The 15,346-nt window shown below is 27.9% G+C and carries 12 protein-coding genes and 1 pseudogene; 12 read left to right on the top strand and 1 reads right to left on the bottom strand.

Going from position 1 to position 15,346, the window contains the following annotated elements:
- Nucleotides 1-5 precede the first annotated feature (5 nt).
- The 11 genes and pseudogenes from fliQ (at nucleotide 6) to CSGHG_RS02500 (ending at nucleotide 10,001) form a co-directional block, all read left to right on the top strand.
- Entirely contained in the window at nucleotides 6-269 is a 264-nt protein-coding gene (gene fliQ / locus CSGHG_RS02550) for a flagellar biosynthesis protein FliQ (protein ID WP_010292382.1), read from the top strand.
- Between the two features lie 18 nt (nucleotides 270-287).
- The gene (locus CSGHG_RS02545) at nucleotides 288-2,129 is read left to right on the top strand and encodes a fused FliR family export protein/FlhB family type III secretion system protein (protein ID WP_010292380.1); all 1,842 of its coding nucleotides are present in this window, start codon (nucleotides 288-290) and stop codon (nucleotides 2,127-2,129) included.
- A gap of 132 nt (nucleotides 2,130-2,261) precedes the next feature.
- Complete coding sequence (gene flhA, locus CSGHG_RS02540) at nucleotides 2,262-4,325, top strand: flagellar biosynthesis protein FlhA (protein WP_010292378.1); 2,064 nt, start codon at nucleotides 2,262-2,264, stop codon at nucleotides 4,323-4,325.
- Nucleotides 4,325-5,466, top strand: a pseudogene (gene flhF, locus CSGHG_RS19665) (flagellar biosynthesis protein FlhF). The gene flhA and the pseudogene flhF overlap by 1 nt, the downstream one beginning before the upstream one ends.
- A complete protein-coding gene (locus CSGHG_RS02530) occupies nucleotides 5,460-6,329 on the top strand; it encodes a MinD/ParA family protein (RefSeq protein ID WP_010292376.1) in 870 nt (289 codons plus the stop codon). Before flhF ends, CSGHG_RS02530 begins: the two are co-directional and overlap by 7 nt.
- A 10-nt stretch (nucleotides 6,330-6,339) precedes the next feature.
- Nucleotides 6,340-7,005, top strand: coding sequence for a flagellar brake protein (locus CSGHG_RS02525; RefSeq protein WP_010292373.1), 666 nt, complete (start codon nucleotides 6,340-6,342; stop codon nucleotides 7,003-7,005).
- Entirely contained in the window at nucleotides 6,989-7,720 is a 732-nt protein-coding gene (locus tag CSGHG_RS02520) for a FliA/WhiG family RNA polymerase sigma factor (protein ID WP_026022192.1), read from the top strand. The genes CSGHG_RS02525 and CSGHG_RS02520 overlap by 17 nt, the downstream gene beginning before the upstream one ends.
- An 11-nt stretch (nucleotides 7,721-7,731) precedes the next feature.
- Nucleotides 7,732-8,220 (top strand): DUF6115 domain-containing protein, encoded by a 489-nt coding sequence (locus tag CSGHG_RS02515; RefSeq protein ID WP_010292369.1) that lies wholly within the window; start codon nucleotides 7,732-7,734, stop codon nucleotides 8,218-8,220.
- Nucleotides 8,221-8,297: 77 nt separating this feature from the next.
- On the top strand, nucleotides 8,298-8,423 hold the full coding sequence (locus CSGHG_RS24535; protein WP_268869834.1) for a hypothetical protein: 126 nt from the start codon (nucleotides 8,298-8,300) through the stop codon (nucleotides 8,421-8,423).
- Entirely contained in the window at nucleotides 8,420-9,193 is a 774-nt protein-coding gene (locus CSGHG_RS02505) for a flagellar hook-basal body complex protein (protein WP_010292367.1), read from the top strand. The genes CSGHG_RS24535 and CSGHG_RS02505 overlap by 4 nt, the downstream gene beginning before the upstream one ends.
- Before the next feature lie 22 nt (nucleotides 9,194-9,215).
- Entirely contained in the window at nucleotides 9,216-10,001 is a 786-nt protein-coding gene (locus CSGHG_RS02500; protein WP_010292365.1) for a flagellar hook-basal body complex protein, read from the top strand.
- 66 nt (nucleotides 10,002-10,067) lie between these two features.
- Here CSGHG_RS02500 and CSGHG_RS02495 read toward each other — a convergent pair whose 3' ends face one another.
- Nucleotides 10,068-11,708, bottom strand: a complete 1,641-nt coding sequence (locus tag CSGHG_RS02495; RefSeq protein WP_010292363.1) for a putative manganese-dependent inorganic diphosphatase — start codon at nucleotides 11,706-11,708, stop codon at nucleotides 10,068-10,070.
- 1,105 nt (nucleotides 11,709-12,813) lie between these two features.
- Between CSGHG_RS02495 and CSGHG_RS02490 the strand changes: the two genes are divergently transcribed.
- Nucleotides 12,814-15,345, top strand: a complete 2,532-nt coding sequence (locus CSGHG_RS02490) for a cation-translocating P-type ATPase (RefSeq protein WP_042316001.1) — start codon at nucleotides 12,814-12,816, stop codon at nucleotides 15,343-15,345.
- Nucleotide 15,346 lies beyond the last annotated feature (1 nt).

Genomic DNA, 15,346 nt, shown 5'->3' with positions numbered 1-15,346 from the left:
ATTATATGTCAGAAAATTTGGTTATAGCACTTATGAGAGAACTTATAAAAACTTCGCTTATTTTAGCAGGGCCTATGCTTATTACAGCAACAGTTGTAGGACTTGTTATAAGTATTTTTCAAGCTACTACTCAAATACAAGAGCAAACTTTAACCTTTGTACCTAAGATAGTTGCAGTTGCATTGGTTGGATTATTAACAGCAGGATTTATGGGAAATACTATGATATCTTTTACGAAATATATTTTTTCAGTAATTTCTAATATATAACCTTAGGTGGGATAAATTTTGATAGAATCAGTGAATTTACAACAATTTTTAATATTTATACTAGTATTTACAAGGTTAACATCTTTTATATTTTATGTGCCATTATTTTTTCCAAGTGGTGTTTCACAAAGATATAAGGTAGTTTTATCTTTATTACTAACATTTGTAATGGTACCTATAATCGGAAAAAATGCACCTGAAATTAACAATAATTTATATTTTATAGTTTTAATATGTAAAGAAATATCAGTTGGATTATTGTTAGGGTTTATAACTACTATAGTTTTTCAGATTGTACAAATGGCAGGTCAGTTTTTAGATTTTCAAGTTTCCTTTTCTATGTCAGCAGTATTTGATCCATTGTCAAATGAGACTGCTACAATATTAGGAAGATTTTTTTATATGCTATGCATGATTGTATTTATATTAATAGATGGACATCATTTAGTTATAGCTTCTTTGGCAGAAAGTTTTAACTTAGTAGGAATTGGAGCATTAAGTTTTAAACCAGAAATTTTTACATATATGGTACATGTTATTATAGAATTTTTTTATATAGGATTTAAAATGGCAGTGCCTATAATTTTTATAATAATAATTACAGATTTCACTTTAGGTTTAGTTGCAAGGGTAATGCCACAACTAAATATAATGATGCTAGGTATTCCTATAAAGATAATGCTTGGACTACTTACAGTATCCTTATCGGTGCCAGTATTAATGAAAATGATAATTAACAATTTAGATCAGATGTCTCAGGCTATTAAAGGACTATTTGATGTATTACCATGTATATTAGTATTTTTTGCAAGCGAAGGTGGAGAAAAAACAGAAGATGCTACTCCTAAAAAGAAAAGTGATGCTAGAAAAAAAGGTCAAGTAGCAAAGAGTAAAGAATTTACTTCCGCCATAGGGCTTTTAGGTGTTACCGCAGTAGCTATGTTTTTTCTTGAGGGAGTTTTAAATGGACTTAAAGAAATACTTATAATGTTTTTTTCTCAGTATACCAATATGGAGTTTACTTTAAACAATGTAAGCGGAGTTGTAAAAGTTGTAATTATAAAAATACTTATTATATTTTTACCAGTAGCATTACCAATAATGGTTATGGGAGTAATTGCAAACATTGCTCAAGTAGGCAAAATGTTTACTAAAGAACCATTAAAGCCAAAGTTTGAAAAAATAAATCCTATAAAAGGATTAAAGAATATGTTTTCAATAAAAGCTATTATAGATTTATTAAAAAACATAATTATCATAATTATTATCGGATATGTTGGTTATAAGTTTATAGAATCAAATTATTATCGTATATTAAATTTTACTAATTTAAGATTTGTAGCAATGACTTATGCATTAGGGGACCTTATAGTAGATATTTTGAAAAAAGTAAGTTTAGTAATGATTGTAATTGGAATAGCAGATTATGGGTATCAAAAGTATAAGTTTAAAAAAGATTTAAGAATGACCAAACAAGAAGTAAAAGAAGAATTTAAACAACAAGAAGGAGATCCTATTGTTAAGGGGAAAAGAAGGCAAAAGCAAAGAGAAATGGCTATGCGAAGAATGATGCAAGACATACCGGATGCTACAGTGGTAATAACTAATCCAACTCATATAGCAATAGCATTAAAATATGAGGAGAATAGTGGAGTTGCTCCTAAGGTCATAGGTAAAGGAGCAGATAATATAGCGATAAAAATAAAAGAAATTGCCAAAAACAATGATATCCCAATTATTGAGAATAAACCTTTAGCACGACTTATATATAAAGAAGTAGATTTAGGATTGGAGATTCCATATAACATGTATCAAGCAGTAGCAGAAATTTTAGCTGTTGTTTATAAAATGAAAAAGTAAAAAAGATATTAAATTTTCTCATTTGATAAGTGCGTAAATTTAAAAGTCAATTTATAACCCTATAGATTATTAAAATTATATTAAACATTAAGAAAGTTTCATAATGTTTAAATTAAAGTAGAGGATGATGGCATGGAGGCTTTAAAGAAATTTGATTTAAAAAAGAATATAGATATTATTATAGCTTTTGGTGTTATAGGAATTGTTCTTATGATTATAATTCCATTACCACCACCAATACTTGATATGCTTTTAGCAATAAATATTACTTTATCTGTTATTATTATACTAATTACAATGTTCACTACTAGTATATTACAGCTTTCAGTATTTCCAACATTGTTATTGGTAACAACATTGTTTAGATTAGCACTGAATATGTCCTCAACAAGGCTTATATTAGGTGAGGGATATGCAGGAAATATTATTGAGACCTTTGGACAATTTGTTGTTAAAGGAAATTATTTTGTAGGTATCATAATGTTTTTAATAATAGTAATTATTCAATTTGTTGTTATTACCAATGGTGCAGGTAGAGTATCAGAAGTATCAGCAAGATTTACTCTTGATGCTATGCCAGGTAAGCAAATGAGTATAGATGCTGATTTAAATGCAGGCATGATATCAGAGGAAGAAGCAAGAGTAAGAAGATCAAATCTTCAAAAAGAAGCTGATTTTTACGGAGCTATGGATGGTGCATCTAAGTTCGTAAAAGGTGATGCAATAGCAGGTATTATAATAACAATAATAAATATTGTTGCAGGAATAATAATAGGTGTATTAATGAACGGACTTACTGCATCAGAGGCAGCAAGTAAATATGTAATATTAACTGTTGGAGATGGTCTAGTATCTCAAATACCAGCACTATTAATTTCAACTTCATCAGGTATATTAGTAACACGTTCTGGTAGTGATGAAAACTTTGGTAAGCAATTAAGTGGACAAATTACAGCATTCCCAATGGTTATAGGAATGGCATCAGTAGTACTTTTTATTCTAGCATTAATAGAAGGAATGCCAACTATAGTATTTCTGTTATTATCAGCAGGTACAGCGTATAGTTCATATCTTTTATTTAAAGATGAAAAAGAAAAGACTATAAAAGAAATTGAAATGGAAGAGCAAGAAATAATAGAAACAGAAAAAAAGGAACCAGAAAATGTTATGAATTTAATTTCTGTTGAACCTTTAGAAATAGAAATAGGTTATGGATTAATTCCTTTAGCGGATGATGCCGCTGGTGGAGATTTAGTTCAGAGGATATCTTCTGTAAGAAGGCAGTGTGCTATAGAGATGGGAATAGTTGTACAACCTATAAGAATAAGAGATAATTTAAGATTAAAAAGCAATGAGTATGTAATAAAAATAAGAGGAACAGTTATAGAAAAGGCAGAGATTATGCCTAATATGTTTTTATGCATGGATCCAACCAGTGAAAGTATAGATATGGCTGGAATAAATACTATAGAACCTACTTTTGGAATACCAGCAGTATGGATTAACAAAGATCAACGAGAAGATGCAGAAATTAAGGGGTTAACAGTTGTAGATCCGACAACAGTTATGATAACTCATTTAACAGAAACTATAAAAGCTCATTGTCATGAACTTTTAGGACGACAAGAAACAAAAATGATTTTAGATTCTGTTAAAGAAAAATATTCTACAGTAGTAGAAGAATTAATACCAGATTTAATGACTATAGGTGAGGTGCAAAAAATTCTTCAAAACCTTTTAAAAGAAAGAGTATCAGTAAAGGATATGGTAACTATATTAGAGTCATTAGCTGATAATGCTAGAAATACTCAAGATATAGAGATATTAACTGAATATGTAAGATTTGCACTTTCAAGAAGCATATGTAGTGAACTTGTTGATGAAAGAAAGTCAATAACCGTAGCAACAGTAGATTCAGAGTTAGAAAATATCATAGCTAATAGTATTCAAAAGTCACCACAAGGTTCTTTCCCTGCATTAAATCCGGACATTACAACAAAAATATTTGGTGCAATTAAATTAGTGTTAGATAGCACTTATTTTAATAATAATATACCAGTAATGTTAGTGTCTCCTAAAATAAGACCGGCACTTAGAAAACTTATAGAGATGGTGTTTCCTCAAATTATGGTATTGTCTTTAAATGAAATCCCTAATGATGTAGAAATAAAAGCAGAAGGAGTTGTTTCATTGTAATGATAATAAAAAAATATACAGCCAATAATGTAAATGAGGCTTTAGGAAAGATAAGGCAAGAGCTTGGAAAAGATGCAGTGATAATTAGTCAAAAAAAATAAGAAATTCTGGGATAAAAGGATTATTTTCTAAAAAAATAGTAGAAATAACTGCTGCAGTAGAGTCCCAAGATAATAAAAAAAGTGTTATGGAAGATATAAGCAAAAAAAATCTACATGTATCAGATAATATACAGAATGATTTATTAGAAGCACTAGCAGAGAGAGCAAGTACTAATGAAAAAGAAAAATATGAACCTAATAATAAGACAGATAATAGTGAATTATTAAGTGAGATGGAACAGATAAAAAATATGATAAATACTCTAGTTTTAAATAAGGAAGATAGTTTTGAAAATAAAACAGAAAAACACTTAGAAAAACAGGATATATCAAGGGGAATAATAGAATACTTGTTGCTAAAAGTAAAGAATATTGATGATAAAGAAAAATTAAATAAAATAAAAGAGTTAATAAAAGAAGAGATAATACTAGAAGAAAACTATTTAGATAAAATTATGGTGTTTGTAGGACCTACCGGTGTTGGAAAAACAACAACAATAGCAAAGTTAGCAGGTAAATTAGCACTTTTAGAAAAGAAAAATGTAGGTCTAATAACAATAGATACTTATAGAATAGGTGCCGTTGAGCAATTAAAAACATATGCAGAAATAATGAACATTCCTTTTAATGTAGTATTTAATTTAAAAGATATGGAAAGTGCAATAAAATCTATGGAAAATTGTGATGTTATATTAATTGATACTACAGGAAGAAGCAGTAAAAATACAATGCAATTATCTGAACTAAGAGCTTATGTAGAAAAATCCAATGCTAAAAATATTAATTTAGTTTTAAGTTCTAGTGTTAAAAATACAGATATAAAAGTAATAGCTGATTCCTATAGAAATTTAGGTGTTAATAGGGTTGTAATAACAAAATTAGATGAAACATCAACTTATGGTTCTATATTAAATATATTAAAAGAAGTTAATGTACCATTAAGTTTTATAACTACAGGTCAAAATGTTCCAGAGGATATAAAATTTCCAAGTAAGGAGGAGCTTTTAAGTTTAATAATGGGAGAGAATAGCATATGTTAGATCAAGCATCTAAGCTTAGAGAATTAGCAAATGAGAGTAATAAAATAAAAAAAGATAAAAGTTTATCAACTAAAATAATAACAGTTACATCAGGCAAAGGTGGTGTTGGGAAAAGTAATATAGTAGTAAATTTAGCTATATGCCTACAAAAAATGGGCAAAAAAGTTCTAATATTTGATGCAGATATAGGTATGGGAAATGATGATATTTTAATGGGGTGCTTTCCAAAGTATAACATATTTGATATTATATTCAATGAAAAGGATATTACTGAAATTATAGTAGAAGGTCCATTAGGAGTAAATTTAATATCTGGAGGATCAGGTCTTGGACGAATGGATGATTTAACAGATATACAACGACAAAAATTTTTGAAGAATTTAGAAGGGTTAAGAGGATATGATTATATATTGATGGATACAGGTGCAGGAATTAATAAAAGTGTTTTATCTTTTATATCTTGTAGTGATGATTTCATAGTTGTAACTACACCGGAACCAACATCTTTAACAGATGCGTATAGTCTTATAAAAGCAGTAAGACATTTTAATATTAAAGATAATGGAAATATTATTGTAAATAGGGTATTAGATAATATAGAAGGTGAAAATACGTTTTTAAAACTACAAGGCGCAGCAGAAAGATTTTTAGATGTAAAGTTAAATTTTTTAGGAAAGCTTTCTGAAGACAGTAAACTATTGAAATCTGTAAGGGCACAAAAGCCAGTATATATAGGGTATCCTAACTCATATATTAGTAAAGATATAGATAATATAGCCATGAAAATGGAAGGACTTCTTATTAAAGAAAATAATTCAGGTATCCAAAAATTCTTTAAAAAAATTTTTAATATTATATCATAGGGGGAAAAAAATGAGCATTAATATAAAATTTCATCCAAATACCATACTAGAGGTTTTAACAGAGGAAGGTTATGCTAAAACTACAATTCAAGAAGTTGAAGAAGATACAATAGCAATATTTATACCAACTATAAACAATACTTATTTAACTATGAGACCAGATGAAAAATATGAAGTTATTTATAATGATAGAAAGGGTAAAGTTTATAAATTTAAAGTTGATGTTGTTGGAAGAAAGTATGATGAAGTTCCACTGGTGATATTAGGACAACCATATGATATTAGAAAAATACAAAGACGAAAATATGTAAGAATTAGCCATACAGGTATAGTAAATTATTATATAACTAAGAATTATCCTAAAAATAAACTTAATAGTTATGATATTTTAGATTTTAAAGTTGGATATACAGTAGATTTAAGTGGTGGTGGATTGAAAATTAGAGTAGCAGAAAAGCCACAATTGAAAGATTATATTATAATGCATTTAAATGTAACGGAAGAAATTATAGTTTTAGGGCAAATCGTAAGAATAGAAGAAGACTATGAGAATAAATATGTTTGCGGGGTAGATTTCTTAGAGATAGAAGAACAGGAAAGAGAAAAAGTCATTAGATATATATTTATGGAAATGAGAAGAATGCTTAAGACTTCGGGAGGTGACAATTTTGAATAACCAAACTGAAAAGAAACATGTAGTTGAACAATATATTCCATTAGTAAAGTATATTGCATCAAGAATTATTATGGGTAAAACCAAATATGTAGAATATGAAGACTTGGTAAGCTATGGGATGATAGGACTTATGGACGCATTAAATAAGTTCGATGAGAGTAAAGGTATGAAGTTCTCTACCTATGCAGCTATAAGAATAAAAGGATCAATGATAGATGAGTTAAGGAAAAATAGCCCCATATCTAAAGGGGCTATGGACAAACTAAATAAATATAATGAAGCTGTAGAAAGTTTACAAAACAGATTTTTAAGAGAACCAAATAGTCAAGAAATTGCAAAGGAAATGGGTATATCCTTAAGTGATCTTACTAAAATAGAAAACTATATAAATTATATATCGATTGTTTCTTTAGAAAGTTTAATGTTTAATGATGATGATGACATATCTTTAATAGGAACAATTGAAGATAAAAAAATAATAGGGCCAGAGAAGTCCTTAGAACAAAGTGAATTAATAGAATATCTGGGGAAGGCAATAGACTTATTAAGAGATAAAGATAGACTTATAATTACATTATATTATTATGAAAAACTTACGTTAAAAGAAATAGGAAAAATATTAGAAGTATCAGAATCAAGAGTTTGTCAATTGCATAGCAAGGCTATAATTAATTTAAGAAAAGCACTAAAAAAATTGAAATATGAAATTTATTAAGGGAGTAAAAAATGCTAATAATTTTAGTTTTCATAGCAAGTATAATTATAATTTTCAGTGTAAAGGATTTAAAAAAGAATAAAAATTTCTCTCAAATATTAAATGAAACTGAAGATTCTTTGGATGATATAGATGTAAAAATAGGAAAATTAAGAAGAGAATTTAGTGAAACAATATTAAACCTTCAATTAGAAATTGAAGATTTAAAAAATATTGTTGAAAAAGATTGTAGTAAAGAAGATGGTATTAGATACGATAAAATAAAAGATGAATATATTACTAAAAATGAGATTTATTCAACTAACAAAAATATGAAAAATACTGAACTTAACATAGAAACTAATAGTAATAATTGTACAGTTAGTTTAAGTGAAAATAGTGTGAAAGTTGAACAAATAAAAGCGCTTTATAGTCAAAACTTTTCTGTAGAAGAAATAGCGGACAAGCTAAAACTTGGAAAGGGGGAAGTACTATTAATAGAAGAATTATATCTAAAATAAAAAATACATTTAAGTTTTTATCAGACAAAAAAATATTATTAGGGATAGGTATTGGTATATTAATAGGAGCCTTTTGTATGACTATATCACAAGTTACATATTCATTAAGTGATTCTCAAGTAGAAATGAGAGCGAGAAAATTAGGTATGAAGTATCCTGATGAAGTGAAAGTTATGATTAATAAGGATGAGGTGAAAAAATGATAAGAGGTCTATATACAGTAGCATCTGGATTAATAACTAGTGAAGCAAAACAAAATTCAATAATGAATAATATGGCAAATGTTAATACACCTGGATATAAGGCAGAAAAATTAGCAATAAAGTCCTTTGATGAAGTTATGATTTCTAATAAAGATAAATTAGTAGCAAGAAAAAATTACAAAAACAATATTGGAACATTAAGCAATGGTGCAGAAATAAATGACAAGGTTACTTACTTTGAACAAGGATTTGTTAAGGATACAAGTAGCCCAACGGATTTTGCAATAGAAGGTAATGGGTTTTTTATGGTACGTCAAAGGGGAAATAATGAAGTAGCATACACTAGAGACGGACATTTTTCAATAGATGGAAATGGATATTTGGTAAATCAAAGTGGAGATGTTGTTTTGGGAAGAAGTTCTGCTACAGGAAATTTAGAACCTATAAATGTAGGAAAAGGTGATTTGAGCTGTGATAAGTTAGGTAACATTAGGGTAGATGGAAACTTAAAATATCAGTTTGAAGTTGTTGATTTTCAAAATTACGATAACCTAACTAAGATTGGCCATAATATATATTCTACAACAGAGACAGGAATAAGATCTAATGGATTTATAAGGCAAAAGGGATTGGAACAGTCAAATGTTAATACAGTTGTAGAAATGTCAGATATGATGTCTACAATGAGAGGGTTTGAAAGTAACATTAAAACGTTGAAAGTTTTAGATGAAACTTTAGGAAAAGCAGTTAATGATATAGCAAGAAGATAGATTTAAAGGTGGTGAATTATAAATGTTTACTTTGTTATCTACAAATAAAAGTGCTATGATGGCACAGCAAAATAAATTAGATATATTATCTAATAATATAAATAATGTTAATACTTCTGGTTATAAAAGATTAGATGTTCAATTTGAAGATTTATATCAAGACTCATTAAATAGAAATGGATATCCAATAACTGATAGGAAAAATAATTTAACATATGGAACTGGTGTAAAATCTGGAAAGGTTGTACGACAATTTCAACAAGGGGCCCTTCAAAATACAGGCACAGCATCACATTTAGCTATAGATGGAAATGGATTATTTAAAATATATACTGCTGATGGAAAAGAAGCATACACAAGAGCTGGTAGCTTTGCAGTTGATGCTAATGGGAATTTAGCTGATGGGAATGGAAATAGGGTAAGTATAGTTGATGAAAGAGGAAATGAAGTTAATTATCCTGGTGGTCCGATAAAATTAAATGGAAGTGACTTCACTATAGATAAAGATGGTGGAGTTTTAAAGAATATAAATGGAAATTTTGTGAAATTAGGTCAAATAAAAACTTATGGTGTAGTAGGAGATACTTCTTTGATGTCAATAGGAGAAAATTTATATGTTCCTTTAGAAGGTAGTAATATGTATGAAACTACAGATAAAAATATTCTACAGGGATATTTAGAAAATTCTAATGTAAATATTGGTGAAGAGATGAGTGATATGATTTTAACTCAAAGAGCATTTTCTTTAGGCTCTACTGCACTTAAAACTGCAGATGAGATGTGGGGAATGATTAATAGTGTGAGATAAATAAGTTTTATAATAAAATAAGGAAAGTGCCTCAAAATGATAGTTCATTTTAAGAGGCACTTTTTTTTAGTTCATTTTATCTATAGCTTCATTTAACGGTGGAATAACTTGTTTCTTTCTAGAAACAACTCCATCTAGATAAACTGCATTATTTTCAAGTGTAGTATTAAATGCACTAATAAATAGATCTTTATTTCCACATACTAAGAATAAAGAACCACCATTAAAGATATCTGTAATCATTAATGTTATCATTTCAAGATTATTTTCAGAAGCAACAGTTTCCATTAACTCAAGAAGATCATTTTTTATATCTTTAAAGCCTTCAATATAAGTTGTAGTAACTTGGCCTACTCCTATTTTAGTTTCACCTATAGTAAATGTTTTATAGTCTTGGTTTAAAAGATCTTTTGCTGATTTTCCTTCAAGAGAAGTAGCTGCTTTGAACATTTCGTTAGCAAACTCTTCAATATTTATATCAGCAATTTGAGCAAGTCTTTTTAATACTATTTCATCTACTAATGTAGAAGTTGGTGATTTAAGTAATAATGTATCAGAAATGATAGCACCACATAATATCCCAGCAATTTGTCTGCTTGGTCTTATTCCATTTTCAAAATAAATAGAAGCTACTATTGTAGAAGTGCTTCCAACAGGTTCGTTTCTAAAATATATAGGAAGTCCTGTTTGAATGTCTGCAATTCTATGGTGATCTATTATTTCAACAACTTCAGCATCATCTATGCCATCCACAGATTGAGATTTCTCATTGTGGTCCATTAAAATTACTTTTTTCTTTCTTTGATTAATTAAATGATAACGAGAAATAGTTCCTATAACTTTACCATTACTGTCTGTAACAGGATAACATCTATATCTTGTTTCAAGCATAATATCTTTAATTTCATCAATAAAATCATTAACTTCAAAACTTATTAAATTATTTTTTGTCATAACATAACTTACAGGTATACTTTGAGTTATGAGTCTTGATGTAGTAAATGTATCATATGGAGTAACGATTATTGTACAGTTAGCTTCTTTAGCTTTTTCTATTATTCCAGGTAATGGTTCTCTGTTTCCTGTTATAATCATCAAATCAACTTTTTTACTAACAACAAAGTTTTGTATATCTTCTCTGTCACCACATATAACTATATCATTTTCTTCTATTATAGTTTTCTCATCATTTGGAGACATGTTAGCAACGGCAATTTTACCTTTAAGTTGTAAATTTTCATCGCTAAGGTATTCAACTCTTGCAGATAATGTATCTAATATGTTATCAAGCTTTGTGTTGCTTTTAGCAAGTATGTAATTGTCCCAAATATCTAAATAACTAGAAGTTAAGTTAGACACAGATGTTATACCTATTAATCTTTCATTTTCATCAACTACAGGCAGTGTATTACAATTAATTTTTTTCATTATTGACCACGCCATTTTTAAGGAAATATCAGGAGAAATAGGTGCTACTGTATCTATTTCTAAATCAGCTATTTCAGTTTTTACGGTCGTAATAAGTTTTGGTTGTTCTACTTTAAAATAGTCAAGAATAAATTTTGTTTCATTATTTATTTCGCCTAATCTTATTGCAGTTGCAGGAGTTTTTTGAGTTTTATTTTTAAACTCTGCATAGGCAAGAGCAGAACAAATTGAGTCAGAATCAGGGTTTTTATGTCCTGTAATATAAATACTATTTTTCAATATTATTACCTCCTTAAAAATATTTTATAAATTTAACAGTACATATGTAATTGTAAAGGGATAATTTATTAATGTAAAGTATAAATTTTTATGAATATTTTTTTAATACATTTCATATAATCAAAACGACATACATATATTTAGCAATAGAAGAATGATAAGTACTTTTAAGTTTTAATTTCAAAGTATGTTTTTATCACCGTATAACAAATTAGTATAGGATATATATAAAATAATATTCATTTAAATTATATATTATAGATTCAATTATAAAAAGTATTTAAAGTAGAAAACTTGTTTTTTTACATTCATTCTTAATATAGGATTCCAAAATTATAGTTGAATTTATACAACGCAAATTTTGGATACAAAAAATAAAATGAATGCAAGCCTTAAATAAATTAATTATATAAAAATATTTAGAATAAAATTCTATTTAAATTCATAGAAAATTTAAATAGGCTTGTTTCATTATATAGGATTCCAAAGGAACACTTAAATTTATACGTTAAAGATTTTAGATATTGATATAGGGTTTCAAGTTTACTTTTAAAATTACTTGTTACAAAACTTGGATACCTAAAATAGTGAGATATGCTCCGAATCACTTAAAACTCAATACTACATTTTGTATGAAAATATTGTAAATATATTGAATGAATTTAAATTGGAGCTTGTGTATCTTTTACTTCACTATAATATTCTAAAAATAACATTTAAATATCTGTGTTTAAAGTTTTGGAAATCTAAAAAAGTGAGTACAAGCTTTTAAATAGCTTAAGTATATTAAGAATATCAAAATAAAGCTTTATTTTGAGTTTCTTGATAGGGTTCCAAGTTTGCTTTTAAAATTACTTGTTACAAAACTTGGATACCTAAAATAGTGAGATACGCTCCTAATCACTTAGAATTTAACACTACATTTTACATTAAAATATTTTAAAGTTAGTGAATAAATTTAAATTGGAGGTTGTTTCCCTATAGTAATTTAGCATTTAAGCTTGTGTCATTATATAGGATAGAATTTTAATTTTAATCCTATATCATTCATAACCATAGTTATGCAAAAGAATATAAAGGGGGGATAAAATTGTATGATAAGGAAATGAGAGGACTTACAAATGATGAAGTAGAAAAAAAGATTAAACAATTTGGCTTAAATGTTCTTCAAAGTAAAGAAAAAATATCAGCAATAAAAATATTTTTAAGTCAGTTTAATGATTTTATAATATGGGTATTAATTGGAGCTACTGTAATTTCAGGTGTAATGGGGGACTTAGCAGATGCAATAACAATACTTATAATAGTTTTTATGAATGCAATACTTGGATTTGTTCAAGAATTTAAAACTGAAAAATCCTTAGAAGCTTTGAAAGAAATGGCAGCACCAACAGCAAAAGTAATAAGAAATGGCAAAGTTGAGATAGTTAATTCTATGTATTTAGTGCCAGGAGATCTTTTAATATTAGAAAGCGGAGATAAGGTACAAGCTGATGCAATTCTTTTAGAGGATAATTCTTTTATGGTAGATGAATCTTTACTTACAGGAGAATCTGTTGGAGTTTATAAGAATTCAAAGGAAAACAAGTCTAATGAAGTTTATATGGGAACTACAGTATTAACAGGAAAAGGTATAGCAAAAGTATTACTTACAGGAATGAACACAGAAATGGGAAAAATAGCTCACATGTTAAATAGTATAGACACTGAAAAGTCTGTATTAAGAGAAAAATTAGATGCTCTTGGTAAAATTTTAGTTGTAATGTGTCTAGTAATCTGCACTATAGTAACTGTATTAGGAATTGTAAGAGGTCAAGATCCATATACTATGTTTTTATCAGGAGTAACTTTAGCAGTTGCAGCAATACCAGAAGGATTAGCTGCAATAGTTACAGTTGCGCTAGCATTGGGTGTTTCAAGGATGCTTGATAGACAAGCTTTAGTAAGAAAACTTCCAGCAGTAGAAACATTAGGATGTACTTCAATTATATGTACAGATAAAACTGGAACCCTTACAGAAAATAAAATGGTTGTAAAAAAGTTTTATTTTGATGGGAATATATATGATGAAAGTAAGAATCAAAATGAAATACTAAAAAAAATATTTGTATATTGTAATAACTGTGATTATAATTTTCAAGGTTTAAACATAGATAAATGTCTTTTTGGAGATCCAACAGAAACTGCATTAATAAAAGCATTTTTCAAATCTCCAAAAGAATTGCAAAAGTTTATTTCAAAAGTTAGAAGAGAATTTGAAATTCCATTTAATTCTACGAAGAAAATGATGTCTGTAGTTGTAAATGAAGATGGTAAGGAGACATGTTATGTAAAAGGTGCACCAGAAATGTTACTTAATAAATGCACACATATATTAATAAATGGCAATGTACAACCTTTTACTTATACTTATAAAAAAGCAGTTGAAAAGGCTATAGATGACATGTCTTATGATGCTCTAAGGTGTATTGCAGGCGCTTATAAAACTGAGAATATAATAAAAAAAGAAAATGATTTAGAATGTAATCTAATTTTTGCAGGTATAGCAGGTATAATAGACCCTCCAAGAAAAGAAGCAAAAGATTCTGTAATTGAATGTAAAATGGCAGGTATAAAACCTATAATGATAACAGGAGATCATAAAAATACAGCTTATGCTATAGGAAAACAATTAGAAATTTGCAATTCCTTAGAGCAAGTTATAACTGGAGAAGAATTAGATAGATTTTCTGACAAACAATTAAAAGATAATATAGATAGTTATAGAGTTTTTGCAAGGGTTAACCCTAAACATAAATTAAGGATAGTTAAAACTTTTAAATCAAAAGGAAAAATTGTAGCTATGAGTGGTGATGGTGTAAATGATGCTCCAGCAGTAAAAGAAGCAGATATAGGGGTTGCTATGGGTATATCTGGAACAGATGTAACAAAAGAAGCTGCATCTATGATTTTATTAGATGATAATTATTCTACAATAGTAGCTGCTGTAGAAGAGGGAAGAAAGATATATGATAATATAAGAAAATTTATAAGATATCTTTTATCTTGTAATTTAGGTGAAGTACTTACTATGTTTTTAGCTTCATTATTTTATCTAGAGACTCCATTGCTTCCAATACAAATCCTTTTTGTAAATCTAGTAACAGATGGACTACCAGCTATAGCCTTAGGAGTAGATCCAGGAGATAAAGATATTATGATGCAAAAACCAAGAGAAAAAAATGAAAGTATATTTGCAAGAGGATTAAAAGAAAAAATTATATTAAGAGGTAGTTTAATAGGTATTTGTACAGTTATGGCATTTATTGCTGGAAAATACTATGGAATGAGTTTAGAAACATGTAGAACTTTAGCATTAGGAACATTAATAATGTCTCAACTTATACATGTTTTTGAATGTAGGTCTGAAAGGTACTCTTTATTTGAGATAAATCCTTTTACTAATATGTATTTAATAGGTGCTGTAGGATTATCTTTATTATCTTTAATTTGCATTGTTTATATGCCAATATTCCAAAAGATATTTAAGACAGTATCATTAGATTTAGGACAATGGTTAATAATTCTTTTCTTCTCAGGGACGATAGCTTTTATAAATAGTTTATATATATATTTGAGCCATAAAAATAAAAAATAAA

It is taken from the genome of Clostridium senegalense JC122, from assembly GCF_000285575.1.
GTDB lineage: Bacteria > Bacillota > Clostridia > Clostridiales > Clostridiaceae > Clostridium_J > Clostridium_J senegalense.
Note: the sequence above shows the minus strand (reverse complement) of the source record. Positions and strands in the feature narration are given on the sequence as shown.

What these genes read in the sequence shown, in the direction of transcription:
- CSGHG_RS02515 (WP_010292369.1), top strand. Translation starts at nt 7,732, where the DNA reads ATGCTAATAATTTTAGTTTTCATAGCAAGTATAATTATAATTTTCAGT.
- CSGHG_RS02500 (WP_010292365.1), top strand. Translation starts at nt 9,216, where the DNA reads ATGTTTACTTTGTTATCTACAAATAAAAGTGCTATGATGGCACAGCAA.
- CSGHG_RS02490 (WP_042316001.1), top strand. Translation starts at nt 12,814, where the DNA reads ATGAGAGGACTTACAAATGATGAAGTAGAAAAAAAGATTAAACAATTT.
- fliQ (WP_010292382.1), top strand. Translation starts at nt 6, where the DNA reads ATGTCAGAAAATTTGGTTATAGCACTTATGAGAGAACTTATAAAAACT.
- CSGHG_RS24535 (WP_268869834.1), top strand. Translation starts at nt 8,298, where the DNA reads ATGACTATATCACAAGTTACATATTCATTAAGTGATTCTCAAGTAGAA.
- CSGHG_RS02525 (WP_010292373.1), top strand. Translation starts at nt 6,340, where the DNA reads ATGAGCATTAATATAAAATTTCATCCAAATACCATACTAGAGGTTTTA.
- CSGHG_RS02505 (WP_010292367.1), top strand. Translation starts at nt 8,420, where the DNA reads ATGATAAGAGGTCTATATACAGTAGCATCTGGATTAATAACTAGTGAA.
- CSGHG_RS02530 (WP_010292376.1), top strand. Translation starts at nt 5,460, where the DNA reads ATGTTAGATCAAGCATCTAAGCTTAGAGAATTAGCAAATGAGAGTAAT.
- flhA (WP_010292378.1), top strand. Translation starts at nt 2,262, where the DNA reads ATGGAGGCTTTAAAGAAATTTGATTTAAAAAAGAATATAGATATTATT.